The following is a 15,074-nucleotide window of genomic DNA, read 5'->3' on the forward strand; positions in this document are numbered from 1 at the left end:
GGCGTCCGCTCCGAGCTTGCCACAAGCGTGGACATGACACCAGCGCTCCGGGCTCGATCAGGCCCTCCAGGGCCCCGGGCGAAGGCCGAGACTGGCGTGCAGCTTATTGGGCACAGCCGCCCGGTCGGCGTGAAGCCCACCCCGGGGCCTGCCTTTCAGCGACCTTCAATCAGGGAGTCTCAACAACGAATCCTGTTCGTACCAGTTTGCAGCAAAATCAGTGGAACGATGCGCCACAAGCGCGATCGAGCCCGGGCCTGGATCCGGCAAAATCAACGGAGCTGCGTGACTCTCCAACGCGGCGAACATGAGACTAATCCACCGCGCGGCTTGACGATCGCACAGCTTCGTCCGCAAATGCGGGGCATGGAAAGCTCCGAACTCCAACGCATCATCAATTGGCTGATCGACGGCGCCCGCTCGTCGCGCGGGTCGGCCGAGATGATCTCGGATGCCTGCGAGCAGATGGTTGCGGCTGGCCTGCCGCTGTGGCGGTTCGGCGTTTTCATCCGCACCCTGCATCCTGAAATCTTCGGCCGCAACTTCATCTGGCGGCAGGGCGAGGAGGTCGAGATCGGCACCGTCGATTTCGAGATCCTCGCCACGCCTGAATTCGCCAGGAGCCCGCTACGCATCGTGTTCGAGGAAGGCCTGGAGGTGAGGGGACGCATGGACGACCCCGACAGCAAGCGCTTTCCCTTTCTGGACGACATGCGTGCCGAAGGCGTCACCGATTACATCGCGACGCCGATGCGATTTCTCGACGGTTCGGTCCACGCCATCAGCTGGACCACCAGGCATCCAGGCGGTTTCAGCGATGACGACATCGCGACGATCCGCTCCATCGTGGCGCCGCTCGCGCGCGTCAGCGAGATCGTCACCCTGCGCCGGACTGCCGCGACGCTGCTCGACACTTACGTCGGTAACCGCGCGGGCGAACGTATCCTCGCCGGCCAGATCCGCCGCGGCCACAACGATACCATGCAGGCCGGCATCTGGCTGTCGGACCTGCGTGGCTTCACCGCGCTGTCCGACCGGCTGCCGGCGGAGACGGTCGTCGAGATCCTGAATCGTTATTTCGACTGTCAGGTGACCGCGATCCGCGGTCATGGCGGCGAGGTGCTGAAGTTCATGGGCGACGGCCTGCTCGCGGTGTTCCCGATCGACGAATATGTCGGCGATGCCGCGCATGTCTGTTCGCGCGTGCTGGAGGCCGCGCGCGAATCCCGCGCCAGCGTCGAGGCCTTGGCGCATCCGGTTGGAGACGTCGTCGAGCGCTTCCGCTTCGGCGTCGCGCTGCATGTCGGCCAGATCCTCTACGGCAATATCGGCGGCGGCAACCGCCTCGACTTCACCTGCATCGGCCCCGCCATCAATCTCGCCGCACGGCTCGAGAAGATCGCCGGCCGGCTGGGGCGCACCATCGTGGTGTCGGAGGGCTTCGCCAAGGTCTGCCAGCACGACTGGCGCAATCTCGGCGAATTTCCGATCGCAGGATTTTCCAAGGCGCAGCGTGTGTATGGGCTTGGCGAGGAGACGCCTGTGGTGATGGCGTGAGGCAACGATCCCCGAGAGTCGCGAGAGGCGCCGCTTATTCCTCCGGCTCGGTCGTGAACAGCAGCGGATAGCCCTTGGCTCGTCCGGCATCGGTGGCACGGGTGGCCTTGGTTTCGGCGACGTCCTTGGTGAAGACGGCGACGACGCAGGCGCCCAGCTTGTGCGCGGTGATCATGACCTTATAGGCCTGATCCTCGGTCATGCGGAATTCGGCCTTCAGGATCATCGTGACGAATTCACGCGGGGTGTAGTCGTCGTTGATCAGAATGACCTTGTGCAGCTTTGGCCGCTCGACCTTGGTCTTCGTCCTGGTTTTCGGCGTCGTAACGGTGTCGTTCATTCCGCCTCCTGGACACGGCGGGCTTGGGTTCCCAGCCGGAGCGATCAGCTCGCGGTCTTTGCACCATATTGTAGCACCTGCACCTTCTCCAAGGTGATCAAGCCGCTCGACATCATGCCATCCAGGATGGGCAGGAATGCGTTGATGTTGTCCTCGCTGTCGACGATCTCGATCAGCAGCGGCAAATCCTCCGATAGCCGCAGGATTTTCGAGGTGTGCAGCCGGCTCGACTTGCCGAAGCCCATGGGACCGCGCAGCACGGTGGCGCCGGCGAGGTGCCGCTCGCGCGCAGTCGTCACGATCGCTTCATAGAGCGGCTTGCCGTCGTAATGGTCGCTCTCGCCGATGAAGATCCGCAGCGAAACAGCCTGATTGGGGATTTGCATGGTCAACTCCTCGTCAAGCGGTTGTAGCGGCTTGCTATCATATGCCCAGCCCATACCGACACCAGCCAGCAGACGATGGACGCAGCGATATAGGTGATGGCGGTATATTTCATGCCGCCGTGGAACAGGCGGAAGGTCTCGAGGCTGAAGGTCGAGAACGTCGTGTAGCCGCCGCAGAAGCCGGTCATGACGAACTGCCGGTGCTCCGGCCGCGCCAGCATGCGGCCATCGGGGCCGGTCAGCGTCGCATAGAAGCCGATGATCAGCGAGCCAGTGGCGTTGATGAACAATGTGGCGAAGGGAAAGCCCGGGCCGGTATCGAGGGCGAGCCCGACCAGATAGCGCGTCAGCCCACCGACGATGCTGCCGGCCGAAACCCAGGCATAAAGCATCGCGATGCGCCAGCGCTCGGCGGAGGAAGAGTTCATCGACCTCTATCCTCCGAGACTGTCTGCAAGGAGGAAGCCGCAGCTCACGGCCGCAAGGCACAGTCCGACCGAGAACACGACATTGCCGAGCGCGTGCACCGGCTCGCCGTTGCGCGCCAGGGTCAGCGTTTGCAGGCTGAACGAGGACACCGTGGTGTAGCAGCCGAGGAAGCCGGTCACCGCGAACAGCCACGGATTGGGCGTCGCGAACACCGAGCCGGGATGGGTCGCCAGCGCGCCGAGAATGCCGATCAGGAAGGCACCGGTGACGTTGATGGTCATGGTGCCCCAGGGGAAGGTCTCGCCCAGCCGCCGCGCGATCGCGCCGGAGACGAAATAGCGGGTGCAGCCGCCCAGCACGCTGCCGACCACGATGGCGATCATTCCGCTCAGCACGATGAACAGTCCCCCGTCATTGCTTCTCCTCCGCGGTCAAACCATTGCCGACGGTCAGCAGTCCCACCAGTGCGGCCAGTGCGAAGCCGAGCCCGGCAAGGAATGTGCCGACCGGGCCATAGGCATCCCACAGCGCGCCCGCGATCACGCTTGCGGCCAGCATCGCAACACCCGTGAACAGGTTGAAATAGCCGAACGCGGTGCCACGCAGGCTTGGCGGTGCAGTATCGGCGACGAGCGCCGAGAGCAAGCCTTGTGTCAATCCCATATGCAGGCCCCACAGCGCGACGCCGAGCCCGAGGCCGAGAAGGTTCGGCAGCAGCGCCAGTGCGAGGTCCGCGCCGGCGAGACAGACGAGGCCGAGCGCGAGCAGGGCGGTCCGGTTGATCCGGTCCGACAGCACGCCAGCCGGATAGGCCGAGAGCGCGTAAATGATGTTCATCAGCACCAGCACCGCGGGCACCCACATCGCGTTGAGCCCGATGTTTTGCGCCCGCAGGATCAGGAAGGCCTCGCTGAAACGTGCCAGTGTGAAGACGACGCCGACGGCGACGACCCGCCAGTAGACCGCTCCGAGCTGCCGCATCGCGGCGGAGTTCAGCGGATTCTTCGCTGGCTCGCGGCTCGCATCCGGCTCCGGCTCCTCCACCGCAAACGCGATCAGGCCGAACGACAGGAAGGCCGGCACCACCGCCACCCAGAACACGGCGACGAAATGATCTGATGTCCACCACATCAGGCCGATCGCTGCGAGCGGTCCGACGAAGGCGCCGATCGTGTCGAGCGACTGCCGCAGGCCGAAGCTCGCGCCGCGCAGGCCCTTCGGCGAGATATCGGCGATCAGTGCATCGCGCGGTGCGCCGCGAATGCCCTTGCCGACGCGATCGATGAAGCGCGCTGCCACCAGCCAGCCCACGCTGGGTGCAAGTGGGAACAACGGCTTTGTCAGCGCGGCGAGGCCATAGCCCAGGGCCGCGAGCAGCTTGCGGCGGCCGAGCCAGTCGGACAGGGCTCCGGAAAAGATCTTCGTGATCGCGGCGGTGGCCTCCGCGATGCCCTCGATGAAACCGACGGTGAGGGTGGAGGCGCCGAGTACGGTAACGAGATAGACCGGCAGCAGCGCATGAATCATCTCGGAGGAGATGTCCATCAGCATCGAGACGAAGCCGAGCACCCAGATCCCCCTGGGCAGCTTGGCGTGGGCAGCATTCGGTGTGGTCGTCGTCACGTCGTCGACGTCTCCTTGGCCTTCGCTTCAGGCAACAAAAAACCCGCCAGCGGCGGGTTTGTCCATGCTCCCGCCAAAGGCAGAGGCTGATTGCCTCACCTCGAGCAGGAGTCATCAGCCCATTACAGTCACGCGACCGCCGGGCGGTTGTCGGGGGACTCCATCCCCATCTGTCCGGTCAGCCTAGCATGGAAATGACGGGGAACAAATGGGCGGCGCAAGCACGTGGCCGCGTAAGCGTGGCGACGTGACGGCGCTTTCGCGCAGGCGCTTGAAAATCCTAACCTGAATGTGAAGCACGGCCGATCTTCGCGCTTTGCGGCAAGGCGTTTGCATGTCACCATCGCGTCATACGACGGGAGACTGCGATGCGCTTGCTGTTCTCGATCGGGGCTGTGCTGGTGGCCGGCGTGCTTGCCGGAGGGGACGTCGCGGGCATCGCGGCACCAAGTTCTAAACTTGAACCGCCGAAATTCGGATCGCCAAAACTCGAACGACAGCAGCGGCAGGCGGCCGACGGTGATGCGCAGTCGGTCGATATCGAGCTGATCCTCGCGGTCGATGTCTCCTACTCCATGGACATGGACGAGCTTGCGATCCAGCGCGAGGGCTACGCCCAGGCGATCCAGTCCAAGGAGTTCTTGCAGGCGCTCAAGGCCGGCCCCAACGGCAGGATCGCGGTGACCTATTTCGAATGGGCCGCATCCAACGACCAGAAGATCATCATCCCCTGGCGCCTCATTGACGGACCCGAGACGGCGGATGCGGTCTCGGCCGAGATCATGAGGACGCCGATCCGGCGCGCCTCGCGCACCTCGATCTCGGGTGCGATCGGATTTGCGATGCCGCTGTTCGACGAGGATCCATATCACGGCCTTCGCCGCGTCATCGACATCTCGGGCGACGGTCCCAACAACAATGGCGGCCCTGTCACGGTGGCGCGCGATCTCGCGCTCGAGAAGGGCATCATCATCAACGGCCTGCCGATCATGGTGAAGGAGCCGTCCTATTCGACGATGGATATCGACAATCTCGATTTCTATTACGAGGATTGCGTGATCGGCGGGCCCGGCTCCTTCGTGATTGCGATCAAGGATCGCGACAAGTTCAAGGAGGCGATCCACGCCAAGCTCTTGCAGGAGGTCGCGGGCCGTACCCCCGAGCGTCCGGTGGTGCGCGTTGCGGACAAGGACAAGGAGCCGCGCGTGAGCTGCTTGATCGGCGAGAAGATCTGGTCGGATCGCTGGGGCCGCTGAAACGCATCCGCGATGAGACCATTTGCCCGTCGCGCCCAGCGGTTGAATTAACCCCTCGTTAACCGCCGCATGGCCCTAATTGGATTGTTTCAATCTGTTTCCGGTGTCCTGACATTGCCGCCCGAAGTGAGGGAAAGCGGGCTGTCAGATCCCGCCTGCGAGCAATCCAATGGCCGTCATCTCCTCGAGCACCAGCCAGATTTCGCCAGCCAACGAGCGCCTGTATCACCAGAGCGCTCTGGTCGGCGACTGGAAGGGCAATTGGGTGGGCAACAACCAGCCCGTCGAGTTCAAGGTCGTGAACATCAGGGGTGCCCGGGCGCAGGTCGAGTACACCCATAACGGACACACCGAGCGCGGCTTTGCCCAGGTCCAGGGCACGCTGATCACCTTTGGCGGCGTCACGGTCGGCACCAAGGACGGCAAGAACATGGTGCTGCTGTTCTCGTTCGGGGGCGCCGGCAAGCAGACAGCGAATCTCGAGAAGCAGGCGCCACCGGCGTCCGACAGCCGCCTCATGGGAAGCTGGGGCGGCTATTCCAGCGACAACGGCAAGAGCGCGAGCTTTAAGGTGCTCTCCGTCAACGGCAACGAAGCGCAGGTTAGCGTCACCACCGACGGCATCACCCGCCAGGGCACCGGCATCGTCTACAAGAACGTCATCATGTTCGGGCAGTCGCAGATCGCGACGGACGACGGGCAGAACGGCAAGGTCATCTACCAGGTCGGCACCAAATCCTTCATGGTGCCCGTGACGAAATATCCGCCGGCGGATTCGTCATCCTCGGTGGACCGGACGGCGTAGCCGCCGACGGCTGCTTCGATCATGGCAAGCGCGCCTTCGGCGCGGTCGATGCCGACGGCAATCAGGTCACGTTCGGGACGGGCGTTACTGGAACCGCTTGATGCCCGCCCCGGCTCCGCTGGTGTTTCCGGCGTGCGTTGCGTATAATTTACGCACCTTTCTGACGGTTAGCCGAATGCCCGGATTTGCTCGTTTCTACGCTCTTGCAACTCTCTTCGCGGTGCTCTGCCTCGGTGGCGCGCCTGTCCATGCCCAGGTCGCGCCTCTGCAATATTGGCTTCCGGGCGGGGCTTTCGGCTATGGCGGCGGTGCCGACAGCTACCGCAACTTTCCGAACTTCAACAGCAGCGATGCCAACGGCGGCTATGATTTCCGCCCCGGCTTCTTCGTCGGAGGCCAGCGCGGCAATCTCGGTCTCAGCGGTTTCAGCCAGGCGGGACCGGCGAGCAATTTCAGCGCGCTCTCCTATGACAGCACGCAGTTCGGCTACAACATGAAGACCGCGGGCGGTTCGCCCGTGACGTTCTTTGCCGGTTTCGACACGCTGAAATACGGCAACGGCATCGGCAGCTCGGTTGCGCCGCTGACCTCCGCCGCCGGGCCCGGCTATGGCGCATTTGGGGGCGTCGAGTTCAGGCCGACGTCCAACCTCAGCCTGTCGTTCGGCGCCGGCTTCACCCAGCGGGATTCGGGCCGCATGGACAGCGATATCAGGTCCGACATGCTGCCCGGCGAGTCGCCGGCGCTCGGCCAGCTACGGCGCTAGTGCTGTATCACCAACTCCGGGGGACGCCGGAGCGACCTCGGCAAATCCGGCCCGGTTCCGAGGCGCATCACGATGTCGGGGCGCCGTTCGCCCAGCCCGAGTGATGCCGCGAATTGCCCTCGCAGCGCCGTCACCTCGACCGGTTGGTTGACGAAGGAATATTTGAGGCCGAGCGCGGTTGCCTGCAAACCGAAACGCTGGCAGGCGCGGCCGACCGCGATCCAGTCCGCCTTGTCGCTGCGATCGGCTGCGAGCACGACAACGCCCGCAGAGCTGTCGAGCTCATCGCGGTACTTCTTGTTTTCCCCGTCCTCGGTGAAGAAAAGCCTCAGCAGCGGCCGGGCAATCCATGCGGGCAGCGATGGATTTCCCGAGACACGCGAGAACAGACCGTCCATCGTTGCAAGCGCATCGGTCTCATTGAACCGCATCCAGCTCACGAGCTCGCGCATGAAGGCCGGATCACGCATCTGTACCGAATTGCCTTCGAGCACATAGTCGGTCACCTTCTTGATTGCGTTGCGGTCGGTCATCAGGATCGCGGCGACGCCGGGTTCGCGGCAGGCGTTCTCGAGCTGATGCAGGATTTCGGGCGCGGCCGGCCTGCCGTCGAACACCGCGCGTGTGCATTGCCTGACCGGAATTGCGTCAGCCAGCGCCGATGCTGCCGGCGGAGCTTGCTCGAGCGCGACCACGATCCGCTCGCCATCGAATAAGGAGCTGGCGCGCCAGCCCAGCGCTGAAGCGGCGAGGCTGAGATTTTCGGCGGCGCATCCGAGACTGACGTAGAGGTGATGATCGTCGGGGTCGACGGCCGGACAGCGGCGCTTGAAGTCGGGCGCAATCGCGATCTCGTTGCCGTCAGCGGAAAACATCCAGGGCTGCGTGTTGTGGCTGTTGGCCGCAAGCGTCGCAAAACGCACGAGCTCGCGGTCCCGCGGCGCCGGTCTCAGCGGGGCGCGTGACGTCTCGACGGCCTCGTCGTAAGTCATGCCGGCCGCACCGGCAGGAAGGCCGCAGGCGGTCGCCGCAGAAAGCCCGAGCGCGGCCGCGATGAACTGTCGTCGATCAACCACAAATATCTGCTCGGCAGTCCGAAAGCCCAAGACCAAGCCAAGGACGCTTCTAGCGCCGGCAAGGAACAGGGCGATTGAGCAGAATCAACAATGGAACGTGCTGGCTCGATCCCGAAGTCGCGCCCTACCGGGTAAAGCGCGCGACGATCTCGACATGGGGTGTGTGGCGGAATTGATCGACCGGAACGACACCCTCGATCCTGTAACCGCCATCGATCAGCAGTCGTGCGTCGCGCGCGAAGGTGGCGACGTTGCAGGAGACTGCGATCACCACGGGCACCTTGCTCGCGGCGAGCTTCACCGCCTGGGCCTGTGCGCCCTGGCGCGGCGGATCGAACACCACGGCATCGAAATCGCGCAGCTCCGGTGGCACCAGCGGACGGCGGAACAGGTCACGCGGCTCGGCCTTGATCGGCTTCAGGCCCGGCGTGCGTGCGGCTTTGGCGAGCGCGGCGACGGCGCCGGCATCGCTGTCATAGGCGGTGAGGCGGGCCTTTTCGGCAAGCCTGAGCGCAAACGGGCCGACACCGCAGAAGAGGTCGAGGACCTCCTTCGCCTTGCCGACGCGCTCGGCGACGAGTGAAGCAAGCGTCTCTTCACCGGCCACCGTGGCCTGCAGGAACGAGCCCGGCGGCAGCGTCACCTCCGCGCGGCCCATCTTCACCATCGGCGGCATGCGTTGCAGCACCAGCTCGCCATGCCGCGTCAGCCGCGCCAGACGATGTTCCTCGGCGATGCGTGACAGTGCCGTGACCAGGGGTGTCGGCAGCGGGCCGGAGCCGCGCACGTCGATGTCGAGGCCGTTGGCGGTGGCCGTGACCTGGATATCGAGCGGCTTGGTCACCGGCATTTTCGACGTCAGCGGCTCGGCGAGCGCCCAGGCGGCATCGAGCGCGCCTTCCAGCGCGGGATCGAGGATCGGGCAACGGTCGATCGGGATGACGTCATGCGAGCTTGTCGCGGAGAAGCCGACCTTGAGCACGTCGTGCGTGCCGAAGCGGGCGTGCAGCGTGACGCGCCTGCGCCCGGCGCCATGCGCGTCGACCAGCGGTGCCACCTCGCACTCGATGCCGGCCTGCGCCAGCGTCTCGACTACGATGTTGCGTTTCCAGGCCTGATAGGGCTCCGCCGCCCAATGCTGGATCGCACAGCCGCCGCAGACGCCGAAATGCGGGCAGAACGGTTCGATGCGCTCCGGACTCGCGACATCCACGGCCAGCAGCTTGCGACGATCCGGATGATGGCCGGCGACGTGATCGACCTCGACGCTCTCGCCGCCAAGCGTGTAGGGCACATAGACCGCATCGCCCGTCCCAAGCGAGACGCCGTCGCCGCGATGGCCGACATGATCGATCGTGAGCCGTTCAACCACGGCGCGCGCCCAGGAAGAATTCGATATTGCCGTCACCGCCCGCGATCGGGGAGGGAAACACCTCGATATCCGTGCAGCCAAGCGAGGCTGCAAATGCCGAGATGTCGTCGTAGACCTCCCGATGCACCGCGGCGTCGCGGATGATGCCCTTCTTGTTGTGCTTCCTGTCAGCTTCGAATTGCGGCTTGATCAGCGCAAGCAGGCTCATCGGTGCGGCCGCGAGCGACAGCGCGACCGGCAGCACGGTCTTCAGCGAGATGAAACTGACGTCGATCACGACGACGTCGGGCCGCGCCGGCAGGCGCTTGCCTTCATAGGCGCGAATGTCGGTCTCCTCCATCGACACGATCTTGGGATGACCGCGCAGCGAGGTGTGCAACTGGCTGGTGCCGACATCGACGGCGAAGACCAGGCTCGCGCCGTTTGCCAGCAGCACCTCGGTGAAGCCACCGGTAGAGGCGCCGACATCGAGGCAAACGTGATCTTCGATGTCGATCGGATAACGCTCCAGCGCGCCGGCAAGCTTGACGCCGCCACGCGAAACGTAGGGATGGGCCGGCTCGGCCTGGATCACCGCGTCCTCGGCTATCGTCTCCGATGGCTTTGAAACCTGCTTGTCATCGGCCGTGACGAGCCCGGCCTCGATCGCCGCGCGCGCCCGCGCCCGGCTCTCGAACAGGCCGCGTTCGACCAGCAGAACATCCGCGCGCTTGCGGGCAGGGGACATGATCTCTCCGAAAGACGATCTTCTTAAGTGAGCATGATCTTATCGGAAAACCGCTGCACACTTTGCGCTAACGCGGCCCTGCGGGTCCGGACCATGCTCTATGTAGCGATCAATCGCGCGGCCGCCATCCGGACGCAAGTCTCGAACGCGGCGAGATCGTGCCAGACGTCGATCGGCTGTGCGGCCGGCGTCACCAGCGGGCAGCCATGCAGCTCCAGCGCGTGGATCATCATGAGGTTGTCGACGAGACCGAAATCCTCGACCGTCAGGCCCTGCGCATCGACCAGCCGGCCATCTTCGGAGGTGACGGTCATGAAGCGGCTGACGCGGTCGGCATAGATGGCGGGATCGTTGGAGTAAGCGAGGCAGAGTTTGCGGCGGCCAGCCATGTAGCCGAGCTCGTAGACGGTACCGGGGTCGGCGCCGGCGCCGCGGAACGGAGTGAGATTGGCGATGATGGCGTCGGCCCCGTCCATCATGGCCTCATTGCCGCAAAAAATCTGCCGCGAGGCGTCGGAGGCGGTGAGGTCGACCGTGTTGTCGAGGGGATAGAGGCCGGTGAGCCCGTGCGCCGCGCAGATCGCGGCCTTGCAGCGGCCGATCTCGACGGCATCCGGCAGGAACACGTCGGGACCTGCCAGATAGATTCTCATGGGTGATTGCTTCAGAGAAATTGGGTGAGCTACCAGCCGCGGCGAAAGCTGCGCTCCCTCTCCCGCTTGCGGGGGAGGGTCGGGGAGGGGGTGTCTCCGCAGGCGAGAACCCCCAAGAGGAGAAAACCCTCACCCGACGCTTCGCGTCGACCTCTCCCGCAAGCGGGAGAGGTGAACTCACTATCAGGCCAGCTTGACTGTCTCGGTCTTCACGTCCTTGCCGAGGGCTTCGAACACCTTGGCGACGATGCCCTTGGCGTCGAGACCGGCGCGGGCGTACATCGCGGCCGGCGTGTCGTGATCCTGGAACACGTCGGGCAGCACCATCGTGCGGAACTTGACCATGCCGGTGTCGAGCACGCCCTGATCGGTCAGGAACTGCGCGACATGCGAGCCGAAGCCGCCGACCGAGCCTTCTTCCACCGTGATCAGCACGTCGTGGTCGCGGGCCAGCTTGAGCACCAGCTCGGTGTCGAGCGGCTTCATGAAGCGCGCGTCGGCAATCGAGGTCGAGAGACCGTGGGCGGCGAGCTCGTCGGCCGCCTTCTCGCATTCGGCCAGACGCGTGCCGAACGAGAGCAGGGCGATCTTGTTGCCCTGGCGGATCATGCGGCCCTTGCCGATCTCGAGCGGGATGCCGATCTCGGGCATCTCGATGCCGCGGCCTTCGCCGCGCGGATAGCGCAGCGAGCTCGGACGGTCATTGATGGCAACCTGGGTCGCCACCATGTGCACGAGCTCGGCTTCATCGGCAGCCGCCATGATCACCATGTTCGGCAGACAGCCGAGATAGGCGTTGTCGAACGAGCCGGCATGCGTCGCACCGTCGGCGCCGACGAGGCCGGCGCGGTCGATGGCGAAGCGCACGGGCAGGTTCTGGATCGCGACGTCGTGGACGATCTGGTCGTAGCCGCGCTGCAGGAAGGTCGAGTAGATCGCGCAGAACGGCTTGTAGCCTTCGGTCGCAAGACCGGCGGCGAAGGTCACCGCGTGCTGCTCGGCGATGCCGACGTCGAAGGTGCGGTCGGGGAAGGCCTTGTTGAAGATGTCGACGCCGGTGCCCGACGGCATCGCCGCGGTGATGGCGACGATCTTGTCGTCCTTCTGCGCTTCCTTGACGAGGCTCTGGCCGAACACGTTCTGGTAGGCCGGCGCATTCGGCTTGGCCTTGGCTTGCGTGCCGGTGGCGACGTCGAACTTGACGACGGCGTGGTACTTGTCGGCGGAGGCTTCCGCCGGGCCGTAGCCCTTGCCCTTCTGCGTCACGACGTGGACCAGGATCGGGCCGGTCTCCATGTCGCGCACGTTCTTCAGCACGGGCAGCAGATGGTCGAGATTATGGCCGTCGATCGGGCCGACGTAATAGAAGCCGAGCTCCTCGAACAGCGTGCCGCCGTCCATCATGAAGCCGCGGGAATATTCCTCGACGCGGTTGGCGCGGTTGGCAAGGATCTTGGGAAGGCGCTTGTTGATCTGCTTGGCCGCCTCGCGCAGCGTGCGGTAGGTCTTGCCCGAGTAGAGCCGCGACAGATAGGCGCTCATGGCGCCGACCGGAGGCGCGATCGACATGTCGTTGTCGTTGAGGATCACGATCAGGCGCGAGTTCATGGCGCCGGCATTGTTCATGGCTTCATAGGCCATGCCAGCCGACATCGCACCGTCACCGATCACGGCGATAACGTTGTTCTTGCCGCCGGCGAGGTCGCGGGCGACGGCCATGCCGAGACCGGCGGAGATCGAGGTCGATGAATGCGCGGCACCGAACGGATCGTAATCGCTCTCGCTGCGCTTGGTGAAGCCGGACAGGCCACCGCCGGTGCGCAGCGTGCGGATGCGGTCGCGGCGTCCGGTGAGGATCTTGTGCGGATAGGCCTGATGGCCGACATCCCAGATCAGCCGGTCGCGCGGCGTGTCGAAAACGTAATGGATCGCGGTGGTGAGCTCGACCACGCCGAGGCCCGCGCCGAAGTGACCACCGGTCACCGAGACGGCATCGATGGTCTCCTGACGCAGCTCGTCGGCGACCTGGCGAACTTGCTCGATCTTGAGCTTGCGCAGGTCTTCCGGCGTCTTGATGGTGTCGAGCAGCGGCGTTTTACTGTATGCGTTCACGGCGATTTCCAATTTGTCAGCGCCGGAAAGTCATTCCGGTGCGCGATGGGTTTGCATAATATCGGCGCAGCGCGAGTCCTTAAACCGTCGGAGCCACCTGCATGGGGCAAAGCCCCGTCTTCAAGCTTAGGTGAGCTTAAGTGCGCTCCGGTTCAGTCTCTGTGATCCCTGTCACTTAGATCGGCTTCGTCCGTCCCAGCCAATTTCATCAGCGATTTGAGGCGCTTGTCGTCGGAAATCGGCCCCCACGTCAAGGCTAACAAAAAGCCACACTCCGCGCAGCTTTACACCAAAGCTTGGGCCAAAGCCAACCCGGCGGACCGATTGCGGGTATGCAGGTGCAACCGGCGGGCCAATTTGGTTAATCCCGGCGCCGGAGCAAAAGTTCCAATCCTGCCCGGTTCCATGGCAGGATTTTGTGCGGAAAGACAGCGTTTTTGTGGGGATTTCCGGGACGGAAAACGTCGACGCGGGAACTTTTCAGCGGCGGTGCCCCGATGCCTGCCCCCGCGGGTGAAAATGAGAGCGTGCGATTCTGAAAAATTGCAGGCGGCCGATGCGCGAGGCGGGTGGCTGCGCGCCCTTACTGCACGTCCAGCGGCGCCGTGCCGGCGGCCTGGCCACTGGCATCGGTGGTGATCTTGTCGACGCGCGCCTCGGCCTGACGCAACAGCTCCTCGCAACGCCGCTTCAGCGCTTCGCCGCGCTCGTAGATCGTGACAGATTCCTCGAGCGGCACCTTGCCGTCCTCGAGCCGCTTCACGATCGTTTCGAGTTCCTCGATCGCGCGCTCGAAGGTGAGCCTGCTGACATCGACTTGAGTGTTTTCGGCCATATCCGTTTCCGATTGCCCGATTCGCTGCTGCTGCAAAACAGCAGAGTTTTGCGGGCGTAATGTGGCGGGTGTCTCAGGCGCCCATCAGGGCACCGACATGCGCCGTAACAGATTCTTTCAGTCCTTGCAGGTCGTAGCCGCCCTCGAGCACAGAAACAACGCGTCCCCCGGCGGACTTGTCGGCGAGATCCATCAGCTTGCGCGTCACCCAGGCATAATCCTCCGCGCGCAAATTCAGCGAGGCCAGCGGATCGCGGAAATGCGCATCGAAGCCGGCCGAGATGATCAGCAGCTCGGGGCTGAACTCGGTCAGGCGCGGCAGGATCAGATTTTCGAACGCGCTGCGGAATTCGGGCCCGCCGTCTTCGGACGCCAGCGGCGCGTTGACGATGGTGTCGTGATCGCCGCGCTCGCCCTTGGCGCCGGTGCCTGGAAACAGCGGCATCTGGTGGGTCGAGCAGTACATCACGGTGGGATCCGACCAGAAGATGTCCTGGGTGCCGTTGCCGTGATGGACGTCGAAATCGACGATGGCCGCGCGCTCGATGCCGTATTTGCGCTGCGCATGGCGCGCGGCGATCGCGACATTGTCGAAGAAGCAGAAGCCCATCGGCTTGCCGATCTCGGCGTGATGGCCGGGCGGGCGCACCGCCACGAAGGCGTTGCGGTGCTCGCCGTTCATCACGGCTTCGGTCGCCGCCACCGCGCCGCCGACGCCGCGCATCACCGCCTCCCAGGTGCCGGGGGACATCGAGGTGTCGCCGTCGAGATAGACCTGACCGCTGCTCGGCGCGATGTGGCGCAGCTCGGTGACGTAATGCTCGTTGTGGCACAGCGTGACGAGATCGAGATCGCCCTCGGGCGCCAGATCGCGCGCCAGGAACTGAAAGCGCTCGACCGACAGCGCTTCTTCCACCGCACGCAGGCGATCCGGGCGCTCGGGGTGACCCGGCGGCGTGACATGGTCGAGGCAGGCCTTGTGGGAAAGGAGAAGCGTGCTCATCAGGTCGGCCTCAGTGAGATGCGAACTCTCGGCGTCGCTTGGCGCATCCGGCGCCAAAACGCAATGTAAAACCCAATCTAGGCGTTCTCGGGGGAATGGCAAAGGGCCGCCCGTTCGGGCTCGTTTGATCCAGA

The 15,074-nt window shown here is 64.5% G+C and carries 16 protein-coding genes and 1 riboswitch; of the genes, 4 read left to right on the plus strand and 12 right to left on the minus strand.

What is annotated here, in order from left to right:
• The first annotated feature begins 366 nt into the window (after positions 1-366).
• Complete coding sequence (locus tag Q0687_RS30625) at positions 367-1,557, plus strand: adenylate/guanylate cyclase domain-containing protein (RefSeq protein WP_298885201.1); 1,191 nt, start codon at positions 367-369, stop codon at positions 1,555-1,557.
• A 34-nt stretch (positions 1,558-1,591) separates the two neighbouring features.
• Here Q0687_RS30625 and clpS read toward each other — a convergent pair whose 3' ends face one another.
• The 5 genes from clpS to Q0687_RS30650 are packed head-to-tail and all read right to left on the minus strand — an operon-like array spanning position 1,592 to position 4,335.
• Complete coding sequence (gene clpS, locus Q0687_RS30630) at positions 1,592-1,897, minus strand: ATP-dependent Clp protease adapter ClpS (protein WP_128967696.1); 306 nt, start codon at positions 1,895-1,897, stop codon at positions 1,592-1,594.
• 44 nt (positions 1,898-1,941) lie between these two features.
• Entirely contained in the window at positions 1,942-2,283 is a 342-nt protein-coding gene (locus Q0687_RS30635) for a DUF190 domain-containing protein (protein ID WP_298885211.1), read from the minus strand.
• Between the two features lie 2 nt (positions 2,284-2,285).
• On the minus strand, positions 2,286-2,711 hold the full coding sequence (crcB, locus tag Q0687_RS30640) for a fluoride efflux transporter CrcB (RefSeq protein ID WP_298885213.1): 426 nt from the start codon (positions 2,709-2,711) through the stop codon (positions 2,286-2,288).
• 6 nt (positions 2,712-2,717) lie between these two features.
• Positions 2,718-3,116, minus strand: a complete 399-nt coding sequence (crcB, locus tag Q0687_RS30645; protein ID WP_298885314.1) for a fluoride efflux transporter CrcB — start codon at positions 3,114-3,116, stop codon at positions 2,718-2,720.
• Positions 3,117-3,123: 7 nt separating this feature from the next.
• Positions 3,124-4,335 (minus strand): MFS transporter, encoded by a 1,212-nt coding sequence (locus Q0687_RS30650; RefSeq protein ID WP_298885215.1) that lies wholly within the window; start codon positions 4,333-4,335, stop codon positions 3,124-3,126.
• 98 nt (positions 4,336-4,433) lie between these two features.
• Positions 4,434-4,512: riboswitch (Fluoride riboswitch) on the minus strand.
• Between the two features lie 191 nt (positions 4,513-4,703).
• Here Q0687_RS30650 and Q0687_RS30655 point away from each other — a divergent pair.
• The 3 genes from Q0687_RS30655 to Q0687_RS30665 all read left to right on the plus strand — a co-directional run bounded on the left by Q0687_RS30655 (position 4,704) and on the right by Q0687_RS30665 (position 7,162).
• Positions 4,704-5,591, plus strand: coding sequence for a DUF1194 domain-containing protein (locus Q0687_RS30655; RefSeq protein WP_298885217.1), 888 nt, complete (start codon positions 4,704-4,706; stop codon positions 5,589-5,591).
• A 169-nt stretch (positions 5,592-5,760) separates the two neighbouring features.
• A complete protein-coding gene (locus Q0687_RS30660; RefSeq protein ID WP_298885219.1) occupies positions 5,761-6,396 on the plus strand; it encodes a hypothetical protein in 636 nt (211 codons plus the stop codon).
• A gap of 175 nt (positions 6,397-6,571) precedes the next feature.
• Complete coding sequence (locus tag Q0687_RS30665; RefSeq protein WP_298885221.1) at positions 6,572-7,162, plus strand: hypothetical protein; 591 nt, start codon at positions 6,572-6,574, stop codon at positions 7,160-7,162.
• On the opposite strand, the gene Q0687_RS30670 is transcribed toward Q0687_RS30665, so the two are convergent.
• The 7 genes from Q0687_RS30670 to Q0687_RS30700 all read right to left on the minus strand — a co-directional run bounded on the left by Q0687_RS30670 (position 7,159) and on the right by Q0687_RS30700 (position 14,940).
• Positions 7,159-8,238, minus strand: a complete 1,080-nt coding sequence (locus Q0687_RS30670) for a Tat pathway signal protein (RefSeq protein WP_298885222.1) — start codon at positions 8,236-8,238, stop codon at positions 7,159-7,161. The genes Q0687_RS30665 and Q0687_RS30670 overlap by 4 nt on opposite strands.
• A gap of 124 nt (positions 8,239-8,362) precedes the next feature.
• Positions 8,363-9,610 (minus strand): methyltransferase, encoded by a 1,248-nt coding sequence (locus Q0687_RS30675; RefSeq protein ID WP_298885224.1) that lies wholly within the window; start codon positions 9,608-9,610, stop codon positions 8,363-8,365.
• The gene (locus tag Q0687_RS30680) at positions 9,603-10,337 is read right to left on the minus strand and encodes a TlyA family RNA methyltransferase (RefSeq protein ID WP_298885226.1); all 735 of its coding nucleotides are present in this window, start codon (positions 10,335-10,337) and stop codon (positions 9,603-9,605) included. The genes Q0687_RS30675 and Q0687_RS30680 overlap by 8 nt, the downstream gene beginning before the upstream one ends.
• A gap of 98 nt (positions 10,338-10,435) precedes the next feature.
• Positions 10,436-10,990 (minus strand): nucleoside 2-deoxyribosyltransferase, encoded by a 555-nt coding sequence (locus Q0687_RS30685; RefSeq protein WP_298885228.1) that lies wholly within the window; start codon positions 10,988-10,990, stop codon positions 10,436-10,438.
• A gap of 183 nt (positions 10,991-11,173) precedes the next feature.
• The gene (gene dxs, locus Q0687_RS30690) at positions 11,174-13,102 is read right to left on the minus strand and encodes a 1-deoxy-D-xylulose-5-phosphate synthase (protein WP_298885230.1); all 1,929 of its coding nucleotides are present in this window, start codon (positions 13,100-13,102) and stop codon (positions 11,174-11,176) included.
• A 583-nt stretch (positions 13,103-13,685) separates the two neighbouring features.
• Positions 13,686-13,937, minus strand: a complete 252-nt coding sequence (locus Q0687_RS30695) for an exodeoxyribonuclease VII small subunit (protein ID WP_014497196.1) — start codon at positions 13,935-13,937, stop codon at positions 13,686-13,688.
• 73 nt (positions 13,938-14,010) lie between these two features.
• On the minus strand, positions 14,011-14,940 hold the full coding sequence (locus Q0687_RS30700) for a histone deacetylase family protein (protein ID WP_298885233.1): 930 nt from the start codon (positions 14,938-14,940) through the stop codon (positions 14,011-14,013).
• Positions 14,941-15,074 lie beyond the last annotated feature (134 nt).

The sequence above is a fragment of the uncultured Bradyrhizobium sp. genome, from assembly GCF_936928535.1.
In the GTDB taxonomy this organism is placed as follows: Bacteria; Pseudomonadota; Alphaproteobacteria; order Rhizobiales; family Xanthobacteraceae; genus Bradyrhizobium.